At 72.2% G+C, this 17,205-nt stretch carries 16 protein-coding genes; 7 read left to right on the top strand and 9 right to left on the bottom strand.

All coding sequences use genetic code 11. The annotated features are described in order from the left end of the window. Positions 1–60: 60 nt before the first annotated feature. The gene (locus H4W81_RS00320) at positions 61–2,427 is read left to right on the top strand and encodes a CHAP domain-containing protein (RefSeq protein WP_192772939.1); all 2,367 of its coding nucleotides are present in this window, start codon (positions 61–63) and stop codon (positions 2,425–2,427) included. Positions 2,428–2,458: 31 nt separating this feature from the next. After that, entirely contained in the window at positions 2,459–2,845 is a 387-nt protein-coding gene (locus H4W81_RS00315) for a hypothetical protein (protein ID WP_192772938.1), read from the top strand. Here H4W81_RS00315 and H4W81_RS00310 read toward each other — a convergent pair. The 4 genes from H4W81_RS00310 to H4W81_RS00295 are packed head-to-tail and all read right to left on the bottom strand — an operon-like array spanning position 2,829 to position 6,384. After that, positions 2,829–3,665 carry a TIGR03619 family F420-dependent LLM class oxidoreductase gene (locus H4W81_RS00310; protein ID WP_192772937.1) on the bottom strand — a complete coding sequence of 279 codons (837 nt, stop codon included), beginning with the start codon at positions 3,663–3,665 and terminating at the stop codon, positions 2,829–2,831. The genes H4W81_RS00315 and H4W81_RS00310 overlap by 17 nt on opposite strands. Continuing rightward, complete coding sequence (locus H4W81_RS00305) at positions 3,662–4,621, bottom strand: acyl-CoA dehydrogenase family protein (protein ID WP_192772936.1); 960 nt, start codon at positions 4,619–4,621, stop codon at positions 3,662–3,664. The genes H4W81_RS00310 and H4W81_RS00305 overlap by 4 nt, the downstream gene beginning before the upstream one ends. Further along, entirely contained in the window at positions 4,618–5,703 is a 1,086-nt protein-coding gene (locus H4W81_RS00300) for an acyl-CoA dehydrogenase family protein (protein WP_192772935.1), read from the bottom strand. The genes H4W81_RS00305 and H4W81_RS00300 overlap by 4 nt, the downstream gene beginning before the upstream one ends. A gap of 24 nt (positions 5,704–5,727) precedes the next feature. Then, positions 5,728–6,384 carry a type 1 glutamine amidotransferase domain-containing protein gene (locus tag H4W81_RS00295; RefSeq protein WP_225958363.1) on the bottom strand — a complete coding sequence of 219 codons (657 nt, stop codon included), beginning with the start codon at positions 6,382–6,384 and terminating at the stop codon, positions 5,728–5,730. 72 nt (positions 6,385–6,456) lie between these two features. On the opposite strand from H4W81_RS00295, the gene H4W81_RS00290 reads away from it, so the two are divergent. Next, positions 6,457–7,314 carry a LysR family transcriptional regulator gene (locus H4W81_RS00290; protein ID WP_192772933.1) on the top strand — a complete coding sequence of 286 codons (858 nt, stop codon included), beginning with the start codon at positions 6,457–6,459 and terminating at the stop codon, positions 7,312–7,314. Here the strand turns inward: H4W81_RS00290 and H4W81_RS00285 are convergent. Further along, positions 7,311–7,970, bottom strand: a complete 660-nt coding sequence (locus H4W81_RS00285) for a TetR/AcrR family transcriptional regulator (RefSeq protein WP_192772932.1) — start codon at positions 7,968–7,970, stop codon at positions 7,311–7,313. The genes H4W81_RS00290 and H4W81_RS00285 overlap by 4 nt on opposite strands. 45 nt (positions 7,971–8,015) lie before the next feature. Here H4W81_RS00285 and H4W81_RS00280 point away from each other — a divergent pair, with 45 nt between their 5' ends. Next, entirely contained in the window at positions 8,016–8,825 is an 810-nt protein-coding gene (locus H4W81_RS00280) for a thioesterase family protein (protein ID WP_192772931.1), read from the top strand. A gap of 42 nt (positions 8,826–8,867) precedes the next feature. On the opposite strand, the gene H4W81_RS00275 is transcribed toward H4W81_RS00280, so the two are convergent. Then, complete coding sequence (locus H4W81_RS00275; RefSeq protein ID WP_192780514.1) at positions 8,868–10,175, bottom strand: RNA-guided endonuclease InsQ/TnpB family protein; 1,308 nt, start codon at positions 10,173–10,175, stop codon at positions 8,868–8,870. Between the two features lie 29 nt (positions 10,176–10,204). On the opposite strand from H4W81_RS00275, the gene tnpA reads away from it, so the two are divergent. After that, complete coding sequence (tnpA, locus tag H4W81_RS00270; protein WP_192772930.1) at positions 10,205–10,624, top strand: IS200/IS605 family transposase; 420 nt, start codon at positions 10,205–10,207, stop codon at positions 10,622–10,624. Positions 10,625–10,726: 102 nt separating this feature from the next. On the opposite strand, the gene H4W81_RS00265 is transcribed toward tnpA, so the two are convergent. The 3 genes from H4W81_RS00265 to H4W81_RS00255 are packed head-to-tail and all read right to left on the bottom strand — an operon-like array spanning position 10,727 to position 15,372. Then, entirely contained in the window at positions 10,727–11,473 is a 747-nt protein-coding gene (locus tag H4W81_RS00265) for an ABC transporter ATP-binding protein (protein WP_225958362.1), read from the bottom strand. Further along, complete coding sequence (locus H4W81_RS00260) at positions 11,470–14,139, bottom strand: ABC transporter permease subunit (protein ID WP_192772929.1); 2,670 nt, start codon at positions 14,137–14,139, stop codon at positions 11,470–11,472. The genes H4W81_RS00265 and H4W81_RS00260 overlap by 4 nt, the downstream gene beginning before the upstream one ends. Beyond that, a complete protein-coding gene (locus H4W81_RS00255; RefSeq protein ID WP_192772928.1) occupies positions 14,140–15,372 on the bottom strand; it encodes an ABC transporter substrate-binding protein in 1,233 nt (410 codons plus the stop codon). 112 nt (positions 15,373–15,484) lie between these two features. Here H4W81_RS00255 and H4W81_RS00250 point away from each other — a divergent pair, with 112 nt between their 5' ends. Then, positions 15,485–16,573, top strand: coding sequence for an alcohol dehydrogenase catalytic domain-containing protein (locus H4W81_RS00250; RefSeq protein WP_192772927.1), 1,089 nt, complete (start codon positions 15,485–15,487; stop codon positions 16,571–16,573). A gap of 73 nt (positions 16,574–16,646) precedes the next feature. Next, positions 16,647–17,177 (top strand): TetR/AcrR family transcriptional regulator, encoded by a 531-nt coding sequence (locus H4W81_RS00245; protein WP_192772926.1) that lies wholly within the window; start codon positions 16,647–16,649, stop codon positions 17,175–17,177. Positions 17,178–17,205: the final 28 nt, after the last annotated feature.

The raw sequence follows: 17,205 nt of genomic DNA, 5'->3' as shown, positions 1-17,205 counted from the left end.
CCAGGGTAGCCTCCCTCCTCACGAGTCCCATTGTGCACGGAAGGGTTCCCCCGCACTTCCATGACCCCAGAGACACAGAAGCTCATCGAGCTCCTGGAGAGCCAGCTCGGCTACTCCGAGGGCAATGGCGCGTACACCAAGTTCGGCGACTGGTACGGCAAGACGGTCGAGTTCGACGCCGACTACAGCGGCGCGCCCTGGTGTGACATGTTCCTGTCCTGGGCCGCCCACAAGATGGGCTACGAGGAGTGGGTGGGGCAGTTCGCCTACACCGTCGCGCACGCGGAGTGGTTCAAGGAGAACGACGCCTGGGGGCACAAGCCGAAACCCGGCGCGCTGGTCTTCTACGACTGGGGCGGCTCCAACAAGATCGACAACATCGACCACGTCGGCATCGTCACGAAGGTCGTGGGGGACACGATCTTCACCATCGAGGGCAACATCGACGGGGGCGTCGCCAAGCGCAAGGAGCGCGACCAGAGCAAGGTCGCCGGCTACGGGTATCCCGAGAAGATCAAGGAGCGGCTGGAGGCGGCGCGGCTGAAGGAGGCCGACGCCAAGGTCGAGGGATCGCTCCCGCCCGACACCGAACCGGGCCAGGCCGACCGGCTCCAGTTGCCCGCCCCCGCCGAGACGACCGTCACCTCGCTCATCCACTCCGTCACAGTGTCCTCACCGGCAGCCGCGGGGGCCGAACACTCGGCCAGGCTCGAGGCCGCCACCGCTCCGAAGGCCACCGCCCCCTCTCCGAGCGTGTCCGCTCCCCGCTCGTCGTCGGCCAACGCCGCGGACCGGCCCGCCCCGAAGAAGGCCAAACACGCCAAGCCCGCCACGGCCGGCACCGAGGCGGTCACCCGCGAGCCCGTCACCGCCTTCAAGGACGCCTCGGCCACCACCGCCGTGCCCAGCCTCGGCTCTCCCGCGCTGATCGGCCCGGTGCTGCTGGCCGCGCTCGGCGTGCTGGCCGTCGCCCGCACCCGCCAGCTGAGGGTACGGCCGGCGCCCGCCGCCGCGGCCGCGCCCGCCCGTCTCACCCGTCAGCCGGGCCGGCGTCGCGCCTCGGGCACCCGCCGCCGACCCACCTCGACTCGCCCCGCCGAGCTCCTCACCACACAGGCGACCATCTCCTCGGCGCCCACCGAGCTGCTCACGGCGCAGGCAACCACCTCCTCCGCGCCTGCCGAGCTGCTCACCACCCAGGCGACCACCTCCCCCATGTCCGCCGAGTTGCTCGCCGCCCAGGCGCCTGTGTCCGCCGCAGCATCGGTCGCGCTCTCCGCTCCCGTCGCCACCGCCGCCGACCCCATGCTCGCCTTCGACTCGGCGGCTCCGTGGGACCCCGCGCGCTCCACCGCCGTGACCGCCTTCGATTCGGCGGCCGCCTCTGCTGCGATGACGGCTTTCCCCGGCCACACCCCCGGAGACGCCCCCGTTGGCGCCTCTGGCCGCACCCTCGGCCACGCCCCCCGCCGCCTTTCCGGCCAAATCCCAGGCGACGCCCCCCTTCGCGCCTCTGGCCACGCGCACGCCCGCGCCGCCGCCCTCGCGGCCGATCCCGCGGCGGCGCTCGCCGCAGGGCTGGAGACCTCGAGTGCGATCCTGGCGGCGCTGGAGGCCGCGTCGTCGGCGCCGTTCGACGCGTTCGCCGAGGCGACGGCGCCCTCGGGCGACGGCTACCGGGGCAGGCGCAGGCGCAGGGAGCACCCGGCGGAGGAGAGCACCGCCTTCGCCTCCGACGCGCCGATCCGCGGCCGCCGCCACCGCTCGCAGGGCTCGTCCGCCCCCCGAGGCCAGGACCCCCGGCTGCACCGGGCCACCTCGACGGGCTCGCCCGCCCGCCTCACCAGGCCCACCAGGCCGGCCAGGCCCGCCCGCCCGGTGCAGCCGGCCCGCGGCACCACGACCGCCCCGCACGCCGACGTCCTGGTCCACAGCGCGAAGTCCACCGAAACCCTTGCCCGCACGGCAGGACACCGCGGAGACACTCTCGTCCACAGCACGGCGACCGGGATGCGCGCCGACCAGCCGGTGCACAGCGGTGGCGGCGACGCTTTCGGCCGCGGCACCACGGACACGTTCTCCGACACCGCCCCTCTCCGCGGCCGCCGCCACCGAACCTCGGCCGAGACCCGCGACCCCGCCCAGCCGGTTCGACCGACACAGGCCCCGTCGCCCATGTCGAACCAGATCCCACCGACCCTCCCCATCCCGTCGAACCAGATCCCGCCAATCCCCCGGATCCCGTCGAGCCAGATCCCGTCGAACCCCCGGGTTCCGTCGGGTCAGGGCCCGTGGGTGTCGCCGCGGGTCGTGCCGGTACCCGTGGACCAGCCGTCCCGGCCAGTCCCGGAGCAGGAGCCCGTGCTCGTGGGAGCCGGGTCGCGGACACGTAACTCCAGAGGGCGGGGCGGGCGACATCGCGCCTGACCGGTCTGCCCCGGTTCGATACGATCTCGCGGTGACCGTCGTACGCATCCCCGGCTCCAAGTCCGTCATGGCGCGAGCGCTGTTCCTGGCCGCCGCCGCTGACGGGGTCACCACGCTGGAGCGCCCCCTCTGGTCCGACGACACCGAAGGGTTCGCCCAGGGGCTGCGCGACCTCGGCTACCAGGTGACCCAGGACGCCGACCGGTGGACCGTGCACGGCCGTCCCGACGGCCCGCCCGCCGCCCGCGCCGAGGCCGGCGCGCCCGAGGCCACCGAGATCGCCTGCCACGGCGACCACCGCATCGCCATGGCCTTCAGCATCACGGGGCTGCGCACGCCCGGCATCACCCTGGACGACCCCGGCTGCGTCCGGAAGACCTTCCCGACCTTCCACGAGGTGCTCACGGCCTGGGCGTGACGCCGTACTCGGTGGCGAAGGACGTCAGTTTCGCCACCGCTTCGCCGGTGCTCTTCCACGGCCGAACGATCAGGCGGTCGACGCCCAGCGCCTCCCACGAGGCGACCTCGTCCGGAGAGGTGAGCGAGGAGGCGTGGACGGTCACCGAGAACCTGCGGCCGTCGCGCAGCGCGGCCAGCCGGTCGAGCTGCGGCCGCACCGACTCCAGCGTGTGCGGCATGCTGATCCAGCCGTCGCACAGCGTGGCCGCCCTGCGCAGCGCCGCGCCCGACTCGCCGCCCGCCAGCACGGGAAGCGTGTGCTGGATCGGTTTGGGCTCGAAGGCGACCTCGGGAAAGGAGAAGAAGCGGCCCGTGTGGGCGACCGTCTCCTCCGACCACAGCCGTCTGGCCACCGTGATCGCCTCGTCGAGCCGGGGCCCGCGGGTGGCGAAGTCGACGCCCGCCGCGGCCCACTCCCCCGGGTACCATCCCGCGCCCACTCCGCAGACGGCCCGCCCGCCCGACACGATGTCGAGGGTGGCGAAGGCGCGGGCCGAGACGAAGGGGTGCCTGAGCGCGAACAGGTGCACCGCCGTACCGAGCCTGATGCGGGAGGTCAGCCCCGCCAGCCAGCACAGGTAGGCGGGCGCGTCGAACAGCGGGGTGTGCGGCCTGATGCCGGGCGACGAGCTGCCCGGGTAGGCGGCGAGCGAGAGGTCGGTGGTGAAGACGAGGTGCTCGGGGACCCACAGCGACTCGAAGCCGAGCGAGTCGGCGGCGACGGCGACGTCCTTCCACGCGGCGGGGTGGAGCAGGCCCAGGGGCACGCCGAACTTCACGATCCGAACACCGCCTGACGGAACCGGGTCCTGTGCTCGGCCGTGGTGCCGTAGGCGGCGCTGAGCGACCACGTCCTGGCCAGCCAGAAGCGCAGGTCCAGCTCGGCGGTGTAGCCGATCGCGCCGTGCACCTGCAGCGCGGTGCGCGCGGCCAGCGCGGCGGCCTCCCCCGCGGCCACCTTGGCCGCGCTGACGTCCCGGTCCGGCCGGGAAAGGCCCACCGGCGCACCGGTGTCCTTCCCGTCCGCCGAGTACGCCGCCCGATCCGCTGAGAGCGCCGCGTTGTCCGCCGAGAGTGCCGCTCGGTAGACCAGGGGCGCGGCGAACTCCACCGCGATCGCCACGTCGGCGAGCTGGTGCTTGACCGCCTGGAACGCCCCGATCGGCCGCCCGAACTGGGTGCGCGCCTTGGCGTACGCCACCGACCTGGCGAGCAGCTCCCTGGCCACCCCGATGAGCTGCGCCGACACCCCGACCGTCGCCTTCCGGACGAGGTCGGCGGCGGGCGCCTCCAGGACGCGGAGCTCGTCCACCACCGTCGCCGCGAACGGCTGCCGGCCCTGGTCCACCGCCCTGCGCGGCTCCAGCCGTACCGACACGATGGAGGGGCCCGCGACGTCGACGATCAGGTCGGCGAGGTCGGCGTCCAGGGCGAGACCGTCCACGAGCAGGCTGACGCGCGGCGCGCCGACCACGCCCGCGTACGGCCCGGCGACCAGCGTCTCGACGACCGGTCCCGGCATGGCCGCCCGCCCCGTCTCCTCGATCGCGGGAACGAGGTCGGTCAGCGAGAGGCCCAGCCCGCCCGATTCCTCCGGGACGAGCGCTCCGAAGAGGCCGAGCTCGGCCAGTTCCTTCCAGCACGACAGGCGGTCGGAGGGGTCGCAGCGGTCGCGCAGCACGTCCCGCACGGCGGCGGCGAAGCCGAGCTGCTCGGCGGTGAAGGCGAAGTTCATCGGGGCAGCCCCAGGACGCGTTCGGCGATGATGTTGCGCTGGATCTCGTTCGTGCCCGCGTAGATCGGCCCGGCGAGGGAGAACAGGTAGCCGTCGAACCACGGGGTCTCGGCCGCGGCGGGGCCGAGCAGGTCCATGGCGAGGGCGTGCATGCGCAGGTCGAGCTCGGACCAGAAGACCTTGCCCATGCTCGTGGTGGCCCCGAGCTCGCCCCTGACGGCGCCGAAGGTGTGCAGGCGGTAGGCCTCGGCGTCGATGAGGCATCTGGCCGCCCGGTCCCGCAGCGCGGGATCGGCGTCTCTGGCCAACGCGACCAGTCGCTCGGCGGTGGCGAGGAAGCGGCCAGGACTGCGCAGCGTGAGGCCGCGTTCGGAGGACGTGGTGGCCATGGCGATCTTCCAGCCCTGGCCGGGCTCTCCCAGGACCAGGTCGTCGGGGACGAAGACGCCGTCGAAGAGCAGTTCGGCGAAGCCGTGGGTGCCGTCGAGCTGGGCGATCGGCCGGACCGTGACGTCCTCGAGCGGGAAGAGGAAGTACGTGAGGCCGTGGTGCCGGGTGTCCGAGGTTCTGAACAGGCCGAACCCGTGGGAGGCGAAGGCGGCTCGGGAGCTCCAGGTCTTCCGCCCGTGGAGCAGCCAGCCGCCGTCGACCCTGGAGGCGCGCGAGGTGAGGGCCGCCAGGTCGCTGCCCGCCTCGGGCTCGGACCAGGCCTGCGCCCACACGTCCTCGGCTCGGGCCATCCGGCCCAGGAACCTGGCCTGTTGCGCGGGGGTGCCGAACGCGAAGAGGGTGGGGGCGAGCAGGAAGATGCCGTTCTGGCTGACCCTGGCGGGAGCGCCCGAGGCCCAGTACTCCTCTTCGAAGATCAGCCACTCGATCGGGGAGGCGGCCCGCCCGCCGTGTTCCTCCGGCCACGAGACCACCGACAGGCGGGCGCCGGCCAGGAGCGCCTCCCACTCCCTGTGCGCCTCGAAGCCCTCGCGGGTGTCCATGGAGGGCAGCCGCGAGGGCACGTGGTCGGCCAGCCAGTCCCGAACCTCGGCGCGGAAGGCCTGTTCGGCCGGGGTGAAGTCGAGATCCACTCCACCAACCTAGCGCACGCTTGGTTACTTGAGAAGCTCGGCGATCCGCTCGGCCAGCGGAGCGGCGCTCGCCGGGTTCTGCCCGGTGGCCAGGAGGCCGTCGACGACAACCTGCGGCTGCCAGTCGGCGGCGGGCTCGTGCGTCGCCCCCTTCGCCACCAGCGCGTCGGCCAGCAGGAACGGCACGATCTCGGTGACCCCCGCGGCCTTTTCCTCGGCGTTGGTGAAGGCGGCCACCCGCTTGCCCGCCACGAGCGGGGTGCCGTCGGACAGGGTCATGTTCACCAGGGCGGAGGGGCCATGGCAGACCGCGGCCACCACGCCGCCGTTCTCGTAGACCTCGCGGCCGAGGCGCGCGACGTCGGGATCGCCGGGGAAGTCCCACATGGTGCCGTGGCCACCCGCGTACAGGACCGCGTCGAAGGAGCGGCCGTCGAGGTCGGCCAGCCGGCCGGCCTCACGCAGTTCCGCGGAGTCGAGGAAGGCGGTCTGGGTGGGGTCGGCGGGGTCGAAGCCGTCCTGCGGCGGCTGCCCGCCCTGGACGCTGGCCACCACGACCTCGAAGCCCGCCTCGCGGAAGACGTGCCACGGGTGGGCCGCCTCCGAGACGTAGTATCCGGTTCTCCGCACCCCGCCGAGGTCGTCATGGCTGGTCAGTGCGATCAGAATGCGCTTGCTCATGCCTCGATGATGCGTCGCCCCACCCATCAGCCACAAATAGCTTCTATGCCCCCCAGCCATCATTATTCTGATATGTCTGTCTCGCTCGACCTGCTCAGGACGTTTCTCGCGGTGCACCGAACCGGCTCGATCACGGCCGCCGCGCAGTCGCTCGGGCTGTCGCAGCCCGCGGTGACCGCGCAGATCAGGGCGCTGGAGGCGGCGCTCGACCGGCCACTGTTCGATCGGCTGCCGCGCGGCGTCGCGCCCACGGCGGCGGCCGACGAGCTGGCCAGGCGGGTGGCCGGCTCGCTCGACGCGCTCGCCGAGGTGCTGGGCGCGGAGCTGCCGTTGGGAGGTGGCGTGCACCTGGGCGGGCCGGCCGAGTTCCTGTGCGCGGAGGTGATCCCCGTGCTCGCGCCGCTGGTGGCCGACGGGCTGATGCTGCGCACCACGTTCGGGCTGACCGACGACCTGCTGGCCGAGCTGGCGGCGGGACGGCTCGACCTCGTGGTCGCCACGGTACGGCCGCGCCTGCGGGGCGTCGTCGCCGAGCCGCTCTACGACGAGGAGTTCGTGCTGGTGGCCGCGCCTGGCGTGCCGGCGGACGCGCCGGTGATCGCCTATGCCGAGGACCTGCCGATCATCAGGCGCTACTGGCGGTCCGTCTTCGGCCGGCGCGCGACGATGACCGCGGGCGCGATCATCCCGGACCTGCGCGGGGTGCTGGCGGCCGTACGGGCGGGGGCGGGGGTCTCGGTGCTGCCCGCCTACCTGTGCGCCGACGACCTCGCGGCGGGCAGGCTGGTGGCGCTGGCCACGCCCGAACTGCCGCCGCTCAACACCGGCTATCTCGCGGTCCGCGCGGGCGGCCTGGCCAGGCCCGCGGTCGCCCTGGTGCACCGCCATCTCACCGAGGAGTTCCGCAGGCGGCTGGGCGCGGGCGGTTAGCCGGTGAGGCGCTCGGCGAAGTCGTCGAGCGCGGCGACCACCTCCGTGGAGACGCCGTGCCTGGGCAGGCGTGAGGCGATGGCGGTGCCGAAGCCCGCCATCCAGACCGTGTCGTCGATGAAGGAGTCGAGATCCTCCGGCCAGGGGAAGGACGGCTGGCTGATCACCAGCGACGCGCAGCCGTGCGCCGCCGACCACAGGCCGAGGGCGAGCGTCTGCGGGTCGCCGCGCAGCGCGCCCGAGGCCACGCACGCCGAGACCGCCTCGACGATGTAGCCGAAGCACGCCGCCGCGGCCGAGCCCGACCCCTGCCGCATCATCAGCACCCGGTACTGCACGGGATGGTCCAGCGCGAACCGCACATAGACGCGCCCGCACTGGCCCAGCGCCCAGAACGGGTCCTCGATGCCCCGCGCCGCCTCGCGCATCCTGCGCTCGAGCTCATCCCACGCGCGCAGGCAGACCGCCTCGATCAGCTGGTCCTTGTCGGCGAAGTGCAGGTAGACCGACGGGGTGGAAACACCCGTACGGCCGGCGACCGCGCGCAGCGTCAGCGCCTCCTCGCTGCCCACCTCCACCAGGAGCGCCTCAGCAGCCGCAAGGATCTCCTCTCGCAGCCGCACTCCCTGACCACGATTCGCTCTCACCCGCTTCATGCGATCAGGTTGACACCGTCAGGTTAACGCCGTCAATGTGACCATATGACGACATTTCGGGATGCGACGGCGGTCGCCGTACTCGACGACGGCGGTTTCACCGCCAATCTGGACGAACAGTGGAGCGTCGGCGACCGAGCGCACGGCGGCTACCTGCTGGCCGTCATGGGCAGGGCGGCCATCGAGAGCACGGGCGCCGATCACCCCCACGTGACCGCGGTCAGCGGCTCCTTCCTCGCGCCTCCCGCCTTCGGGCCCGTCCGGATCGACGTCGAGACGCTGCGGAAGGGCCGCGCCCTCACGCAGGTCCGCGCCCGCCTTTCGCAGGACGGCGCGCCGCTCGTCGAGGCGCTGATCACGTTGGGCCGTCTGTCGGAGGAGGACCCGTGGTGGTCCAGCCTCGAGCCCGTCGACCTGCCCGACGAGCAGGAGTGCTTCCTCACCCCGCCCGAGGCGCCGGGGGCCGGGTTCAGGGTGTCGCTGATGGGGGTCATCGAGCAGCGGCTCAACCCGGCCCACCTCGGCTTCGCCTTCGGCACCCCCGCGCGCGAGGGCGTCATCGCCGGGTGGCAGCGCCTGGCCGACGGCTCCGAGTGGGACCCGCTGTCGCTGCTCGTGGCGCTCGACGCCGTGCCACCCGTCTCCTACGACCTCGGTGCGCCGGGATGGGCTCCCACCATCCAGCTGTCGGCCTACATCAGGCGACTGCCCGCTCCTGGGCCGATCAGGGTGCGGATGAGCGCGTCCGACGTCACCGCCGACCGCATGGACGAGACCACCCACGCATGGGACGCCAAGGGCAACCTCGTCGCCCAGGCCACGCAACTGGCCGCGGTCCGCACGGCTCAGGCTTGACGTGCTCCTCCACATAAATAATGTGGAGGATTCCCGTGCTGCTTACGCAGCAGCTCGCGGCGCGGGTGCGGGCGAGACTGTGGAACGGGATGCTTGACGCTTCGCAGACCCCGGTACCCCGGAGTCTCCGCGTCCTGTGACCGCCCGTCCGGCGGCAGAGTTGTACCTGTGGAGCTGGTTGCGGGCGGCGTTGGTGTCGGCGTTGCCGACCCATCCGCACGCCTTGTTTTTGCAGGCGAACCGGAATTGGCTCTCCCGGCTGCCGGTCGTGGTGGTGTGGCAGCGATGGCACTCTTGGCTGGTGCCGTGCGGGCGGACCTTGGCCACCAGGCCGCCACGGTCGGCGCTCTTGTAGGTGAGGAACTCGACCGTGCGGCCCCAGGCTTCGCCCGCGATTGAGCGGTGCAAGCCGCGTTTCTGGGCGACGTTCGTGCCCGGCTCCTCAACAGTCCCCGAGGCGGAGGCCATCATGTTGCCGATCTTCAGATCCTCAACCACGACCGCTGAGAATCGGGTGGCCAGGTCGGTCGTGGTCTGGTGCTGCCAGTCGACGGCTCGGCGCTTGGCTGTCGCGCGGAGTCGGGCGATCTGGTCATAGGTACGGCGTTCCCGGTTGGATGCCGGGTCGCCTTTCTTGCGAGTGGCCCGCTGGCGGGCCGATTTGCGTTCCAGGCGCAGGAGCCGGGTCTGCTCCCCGTCGGTGAGCCATGGGCCGTGGCCCAGGTGTTCCCCGGTGGACAGCGCCAGGGGCACCGCGATACCCCGGTCCAGGCCGACCTTCGGCCCCCGGTGCGGAGCTGGAGCGGCTAGGACAAGCTCGGTGCGGAACACGATATTCCACCCATGGGCCTCCTTCACCAGGCGAGCCCCGGTGATCCTCCCGGCCGGACCACCCTTGGTGACGCCAGGCAGGGCTTTCGTCCACCGGAACCGCACCCGCCCGACCTTCGGCACATTGACCGCACCCCACCTGCGGTTGACCCGGGAAATCTGCAAGTCGCGGGCCTGCGGGACGTCCACGGCCATCCTCGACCGGAACCGGCCCTTGAACGTGGGGCGCTCGGCCGGGTGGTCGGGGTTGAAGAAGTTCGCCCACGCCTGCCGGTAGGTCTTCAGTACGGCCTGCGCGGCCTGCGCCGGGAGCTGTCCCATCCAATCGATCTCGTGGCGGGCGGCCCGGATCGCCGCGTCGCAATCCTTGAGGGAGGCGAACCGGCCCTGGCGGAAGGTCATGAACTCGTGGAGCAGGTTCCACAGTGCACGCGCGGTGTGTGCTTGACCGTCCAAGGCGACCGACTGCCGCTGGTTCAGGTCCAGGCGTGCGACGTGCGCGCGGGTCCGCTTCGCCATGTCCACGAACCGATCTTATCTTTGGTGTCATGGAGAATGAGGCGGAAATTCGTAAGGGCAGACACTGTGTTCATGAGCTGTCCGCGCATTTGGTGTTCGTCACGAAGTGCCGCGGGAACGTGTTCACCGAGCCGATGCTGACCCGTTGCGAAGAGATCTTGCGGAACGTCTGCGCCGACTTCGAATGTGAACTCGTCGAGTTCAACGGCGAGCACGACCACGTCCACCTGCTCGTCGGCTTCCCACCCAAGGTCGCGCTCTCCACCCTGGTCAACTCGTTGAAGGGAGTCTCGGCCCGCTACCTGCGCAAGGAGTACGACTCCCACGTCCGCGAGTATCTGTGGGGCGGCCATTTCTGGTCCCGCTCCTACTACGCGGGCTCGACCGGTGGCGCGAACCTGACCACCGTCAGGACGTACATCCAGGGCCAGGACCGGCCCACCCGCTGAGGTTCAGGCACGCTCGCGCCCCACCGGGCACTCCCGCGCGGGCCTTCACCTCCCGCCTGAAGGCGAGAGCACTGGCCCGCACCCAGGTAGAAGAGGCGACGGTCAGCCGAGGTAGGCCGCTCTCACCACCGGGTCGGTTCTGATCTGGGCGGGTGGGCCGGTGGCGATGACCTTGCCGAGGTCGAGGACGACGAGGTGGTCGCAGGTGTCCATGACGAAGCCCATGTCGTGCTCCACCAGCAGCACCGTGGTCTCCAGCGCGGCGACGACCTCGCGCAGCCGTGCCGTCTGATCGGCGTCCAGGCCCGAGGTGGGTTCGTCGAGCAGGAGCAGCGAGGGGCGGTCGGCGAGGGCGCGGGCCAGTTCCACCAGCCGCCGCTGCCCGACGGGAAGCGCCGCGGCGTAGGCGTCGCGCAGCGGGAGCAGCCCGCACAGCTCCAGGACCTCGGTGACCCGCTCCCTGCGCGCGTCCTCCAGCCGCCGCCTTCCGGGCAGGGCGGCGAGGTCGGCGAGCAGACCGCCTCCGCCGCCGCGCCACTCCAGCGCGCACAGGACGTTGTCGGCGACGGTGAGGCGGCCGAAGACCTGCGTGCGCTGGAAGGTACGGCGCAACCCGGCCCGCGCCCGCCGTACGGGGGGATCGCCCGTGACGTCGGCGCCGGCGACCAGCACCCGCCCCGACCGGGGCCTGCGCAGCCCGGAGACGACGTCGAACAGGGTGGTCTTGCCCGCGCCGTTGGGCCCGATCACCCCACAGACCTGCCCCTCGGGCACGGTGAAGGAGACCTCCGACAGCGCCATGACGCCGCCGAAGGAGACCGAGACGCCCTCCACGGCCAGCGCGGTCAAGACGACACTCCCAGGTAGGCGGCGGTCAGACGGTCGGTGTCGACCTCCGAGCGAGGGCCGGTCCAGGTGACGCGGCCCAGGCGCATGAAGGCCACCCGGTCGGCGACGGCCAGCGCCTCCGTGGCCTTCTCCTCCACCAGCAGCAGCGCGACCCCGCGCTCGCGCAGCTCGGCGAAGAGGGCGAAGATCTGCTCGACGACCAGCGGCGCGAGGCCGAGCGAGGGCTCGTCGGCGATCAGCACCCTGGGCGGCCTGACGAGCGCGGGCGCGAGCGTGAGCAACTGCTGCTCGCCGCCCGACAGCGCGCCGGCGAGCACGGTACGGCGAGCGGCCAGCTGCGGCAGCCGTTCGTAGACGGGATCGGGCGCCTCCAGCCACGTCCGGAGGTTCTCCTCCACGGTCAGGCCGGGGAACACGCCGCGCCCCTCGGGGGCCAGCAGCACTCCCGCGCGGGCGCGCCGGTGGGCGGGCCAGGCGGTGACGTCGTGGCCGTCGAGCAGGATCGCGCCGGCGGTGACGGGCACGTCCCCTGCCGCGACGGCGCAGGCGGTGGACTTGCCCGCGCCGTTGGCGCCGAGCAGCGCGACGACCTCTCCCGGGTGGACGGCCAGGTCGACGCCGCGCAGGACGGTCACGTCCCCGTATCCGGCGACGACGCCTTGGAGCTCGAGGACGGGCCCCTGCCCTTGGACTTCGGCGAGGTTCTCCTGGGGTTCGGCGAGGGTGCGGCCCGAAGGCGAGAGGGCGGGCGGGGACGGGGATGAGGTCTCGGCCCGGCCACGGATGCGGCGGCGGTGACGGGCCTCGGCGAGCTGGGCGAGCACCCCGTCGGGATGCTTGGCCAGGATCATGCCGCCGGTGCCGAACAGGATCGCTCCCACGTGCGCGGAGATCCCCCATCCCGCCAGCAGCTCGGGGAAGACCGCCGCGATCAGGCCGCCCAGCACCGCCCCGCCGATCCTGCGCACGCCCTGCAGCACGACCACGGCCAGCCACACGAACCCGGCGAAGGCCGGCAGGTCCGTCGCCGTGATCGACCCCTTCGACGTGGCGTACAGCACCCCGCCCAGCCCGGCGATCGCGGAAGCCAGCGCGAACAGCATGATCTTCGTTCGCGGCCCCGACACGCCCACCGTGGCCGCCGCGGCCGGCGCCGACCTGACGGCCAGGATCGCCCTGCCGGACACCGACCGTTCCAGGTTGCGTACCAGCAGCCCGACCAGCCCGATCAGGACCAGCAGCAGCACCACTCGCACGCGGGGGTCGGTGGTGTCGGCCACCCCGAAGGAGATCGCCGGCAGCGGCCAGCCGATGGTGCCGTTGCTGAAGGCGTCGACCTGGAAGAGCACCTGGTCGGCGAGGAGCGCGAGCGCCAGCGTGGCCAGCGTGAGGATCCGCCCGCCCAGCCGCAGCGCGGGCAGCGCCACCAGCACGCCGACCGCCGCGGCCGCCAGCACGCCCACCAGGATCGCCACCGGCAGCGGCCAGCCCGACGCGAACGCCCATCCGCAGGTCAGCGCCGCCATCGCGGCGAAGGCGGCCTGCGCCAGGTTCACCATGCCGCCGATCCCGGTCACCACCACGAACGAGCAGAAGATCAGCGCGAGCACCAGTCCCTGCGCCACCACCCCCACGTAGAAGTCGTCGGCGGGCCGGGTGAACGTCCACACCAGCAGCGCCGCCAGCGCGACCAGCCACGGCAGCCGCCGCCGCCACACCGGCAGGTCGGCCAGGTAGTCGGGTGGCGGCGCGTCCTCCGCCGCGCTGCCGGCCACGCGCTCCCTCGACCTGTTGAGCAGCACCAGCCCGGCGAACAGCAGGATCACCGGTACGGCGGTGCGCAGCCCGGTGACCTCGGCGGCGAAGTCGGCGTAGCCCGCCACCAGGTTCTGCACCACGCCGAGCCCGAGTCCCGCGGCGAACGTCCAGGGGATCGAGCGCAGCCGCCCGAACACCGACGCCGTCGCCGAGGCGAACAGCAGCACCGTGAACGCGCCCGAGTCGAGGCCCACGACGGGAACGGCCAGCACACCCGCGAGGCCCGCGAGGCCCGAGCTGAGCGTCCAGGCCAGCGCGGAGCTCGCGTCGGCGTCGATGCCCCTGAGCGTGGCCAGCCTGCGCCGGTCGACCGCGGCCCGCATCCGCAGGCCGTACGGCGTGTGCCGCATGAACAGCCAGAGCCCCGCCGCCACGAGGATGGCGACGCAGAAGGTGATCACCTGGTCGGAGTCGAAGCCGAAGGCCACCTCGACCGCGGGGTAGGGCCCCACGCCGTGCGGCAGCGCCGTGGCGTCGGCGGGCGGCAGCCCGAAGGGCTCGGCCATCAGGTCGGCGATCAGCAGTCCCAGCGCGGGGAGCGCGATCGTCAGGCCGATCGTCGCCACGATCTGCGCGGTCTCGCCCGCCTGGGCCAGCCCCCTGAACATCGCCCGGTGCAGGCCGTACCCGAGCAGCGGGGCGAACCCCAGGACGGCGGCCAGCGCCGCGGCCCACCCCGGCCAGCCGAGACCCACGTTGAGCTCGAAGAAGACCAGCGCGGTCAGGAAGCCGACCGCCCCGTGGGCGAAGTTGAACACGCCCGTGGCCGCGTACGACAGGGTGAGCCCCGACGCCATCACCGCGAAGACGGCGCCGGTGACCAGCCCGCTGAGGATGTAGGCCAGCATCTACTTGAGCGGCACGTTGTCGAAGCACTTCATGCTCTTGGCGACCCGGTAGGCGCCGCCTTCGAGCTTGACCAGGGCCCCGCAGCCGCTGGGTTCGTCGTGGTCCTTGGGGTACTGGATCTTCCCGAACCCCGCGTTCTCGTAGTGGAAGGAACCGTTGCCGGTGGCCAGGAACTTCTCGCGGGTGAGGTCCCTGCCGGTCTGCTCCAGCATCTTCAGGAAGATGTCGGCGGACCAGTAGCCGATCGCCAGGTGCTGGGTGAGCGTGGTGCCGGGGGCGACCTTCTCGACGTCCTGCCTGAGCTGGGCGATCTCGGGCGCGCTCGACTCGAAGGGCTCGAACATCGGCGCGGCGATCACCCCCTCGAGCGCCTGGGCCGTGGCCGGGTCCTTCAGGATGGCGGCGTCGTAGCTGGTGGCGTCGCTGAGCACGCCCTTGTATCCGGCCTTCTTCAGCGCGGAGTAGAGACCGACGTTGAACTTGGTGCCCGCGATGATCGAGACCACGATGTCGGGCGGCCCGCCGGCGTCCGAGGTCATGATCTTGTTGACGTAGGGCAGCCAGTCGGCGGGCGGCGCGGCGCCGGGCAGCGCCGAGTTGAGCCCGACCAGGGTGAACCCCGCGGCCTGGAAGGACTGGGAGATGGTCTTGCCGCCGTACTTGCTGCCGCTGGAGTCGGAGGTCTGCACGTAGACGGTCTTGCCCTTGGCGCCGCCGAGCAGGTCGGCCATCTGGTTGCCCCACCAGGTCTGCGAGCCCGCGCCCGGCTTGGGCGCCAGGCAGCCGTTGTAGCCGAAGCCGGTCCTGGTGCCGCACCACTGCGGGCCCGTCGCCCAGCCGAACCACGGCACGCCCTGCTGCTCGAGGAAGACCGCGCCGCCGAAGTTGGGGGCGTGCACGGGGACCAGCGCGAACACCTTGTCCTTCTGGACCAGCTTCTTGGCGGCCGCGTCACCCTTGGCGGCGTCCTGGGTGTCGTCCTCGGCCCCGACGAACTCGATCTTCCTGCCGTGCACGCCGCCGGCCGCGTTGGCCCTTTCGAACCTGGCCTTGGCGCCGAGCTCGGCGTCCTTGGTGGAGTAGCCGCTCGCGCTGGTCTTGGTGAGCACCCCGCCCACCTTCACCGTCGTGTCGGTCACCCCCGGCGTCTGCGCGCCAGGAGCCGTCTTCTGCTGCGCGGCGCACCCCGCGAGCGCCACCACCGTCGCCAGCACCACGAGTTCTCGCCGCAACCCAGCCTCCGCTTTTTGGCCTAGCGCTCGCTTGGTTTTGCGTCAGCGTAGATTCGGGTCGCGGGGGTGTCAACGCTTCTCTACCAAGCATTTGCTTGCTAGCGTGTGGCGCATGCTGATGCGCGCCGCCGTCCTCACCGGTTTCCACGAGCCGATGGAGATCCGCGAGGTGGAGATCGCCGACCCCGGGCCCGGCGAGGTGCGGGTGCGGATCAAGGCGTCCGGCGTGTGCGGGTCCGACCTCAAGGCGATCGACGGCAAGAGCCCCGTCGTCCGGCAGCTGCCGTACATCCTGGGGCACGAGAGCGCGGGCGTCGTCGAGAGCGTCGGCGAGGGCGTGACGGGCGTCAAGCCCGGCGACCACGTCATCATCGCGATGAGCGGCGCCTGCGGCAGGTGCCGCCACTGCGGCGCGGGCCGCTTCCACCTGTGCTCGGGCCCGGCCAGGATGACCGCGATCATGGGCGGCGCGCCGCGCGTCACGCTCGAGGGGCAGGAGACCCGCCGGTTCATCGGCATCGGCTCCTTCGCCGAGTACGCGCTCGTCAGCGAGGCGATGTGCGTGAAGATCGCCTCGGACGCGCCCTTCGACGCCATGTGCCTGCTCGCCTGCGGCGTCGTCACCGGCGTCGGCGCGGTGCTGAACGTCGCCCGCGTGACCCCCGGCTCCAGCGTGCTGGTCGTCGGCTGCGGCGGCGTGGGCCTCAACGTCGTCCAGGGCGCGGTCCTGGCGGGCGCGACCACGATCATCGCCGCGGACGTGGCCGAGCAGAAGCTCAAGCTCGCCGCCCGCTTCGGCGCCACCCACACCCTGCTCTCCCAGAACCTGCCCGAGCAGGTCGGCGAGATCGTGCGCGGGGGCGTCGACTACGCCTTCGACGCCACCGGAGTGGCCGGCGTCCTCGGCCAGACCTTCGCCGCCACCCAGCCGGGCGGCACCACCGTCATGGTCGGCAGCCCGCCCTCGGGCGCGCCGCTGACGATCGAGCCGGGACTGTTGTTCGCCTCCCGCCGCCTCATGGGCACCCAGGGCGGCGACGCCGCCCCCCTGCGCGACCTGCCGATGCTCGCCGCGCAGTACCTGCGCGGACGTCTCGATCTCGACGGCCTCGTCACCGAACGGCTGCCGTTGTCCGACATCAACCAGGCCGTCGCCCACGTCCGCGAGGGCGCCGTCGCGCGCACCGTGATCGTCTTCTAGCCCGTACGGCCGGCGCCGTACAGAGCTCTACCATGGTGAGATCACACGTGGGAGCTCCGGTGGAAACGAGACGATGACCACACTCGAGCAGGGTCACGACACCCGCACGCGCATCCTCGCCGCGGCCAGGCAGCTGTTCGCCGAACGCGGGTACGCCGCGACCTCGCTGGCCGACATCGCCGCCGCCGTCGGGCTCACCAAGACGGCCGTCGCCTACCACTTCCATCCCAAGGACCGGCTGGCCGCCGAACTGCTCGCGCCGTGCGCCGACGACATGCTCGACCTGCTGGGCGCGGAGTTCGCCGACCGGGCGGCGTTCGTGACGGCGCTGGTGGACTTCACCGTACGGCACCGCGCGGTGATCAGGCTGGTCATGGAGGACCTCGGCGGCGCCGACGACGCGCCTCCCGGGTCGCCAGGCGAGGCGATCAGGACCTTCCGCGACGAGATCTTCGCCAAGCTGGTGGGGGCCGAGCCCACGGCGGAGGCCCGGTTGCGCGGATGGGCGGTGCTGGGCGCCCTCCAGTGGGGCGTCGTCCAGACACTCGACCTGCCCGAAGACACCGTCCGCACCACCCTGACCACCGCCACCCTCGCCATCTGACCCCATCCACACAGAGGGGGACGCCCAC

The organism is Nonomuraea africana (assembly GCF_014873535.1).
GTDB classification, from domain to species: domain Bacteria; phylum Actinomycetota; class Actinomycetes; order Streptosporangiales; family Streptosporangiaceae; genus Nonomuraea; species Nonomuraea africana.
Note: the sequence above shows the minus strand (reverse complement) of the source record. Positions and strands in the feature narration are given on the sequence as shown.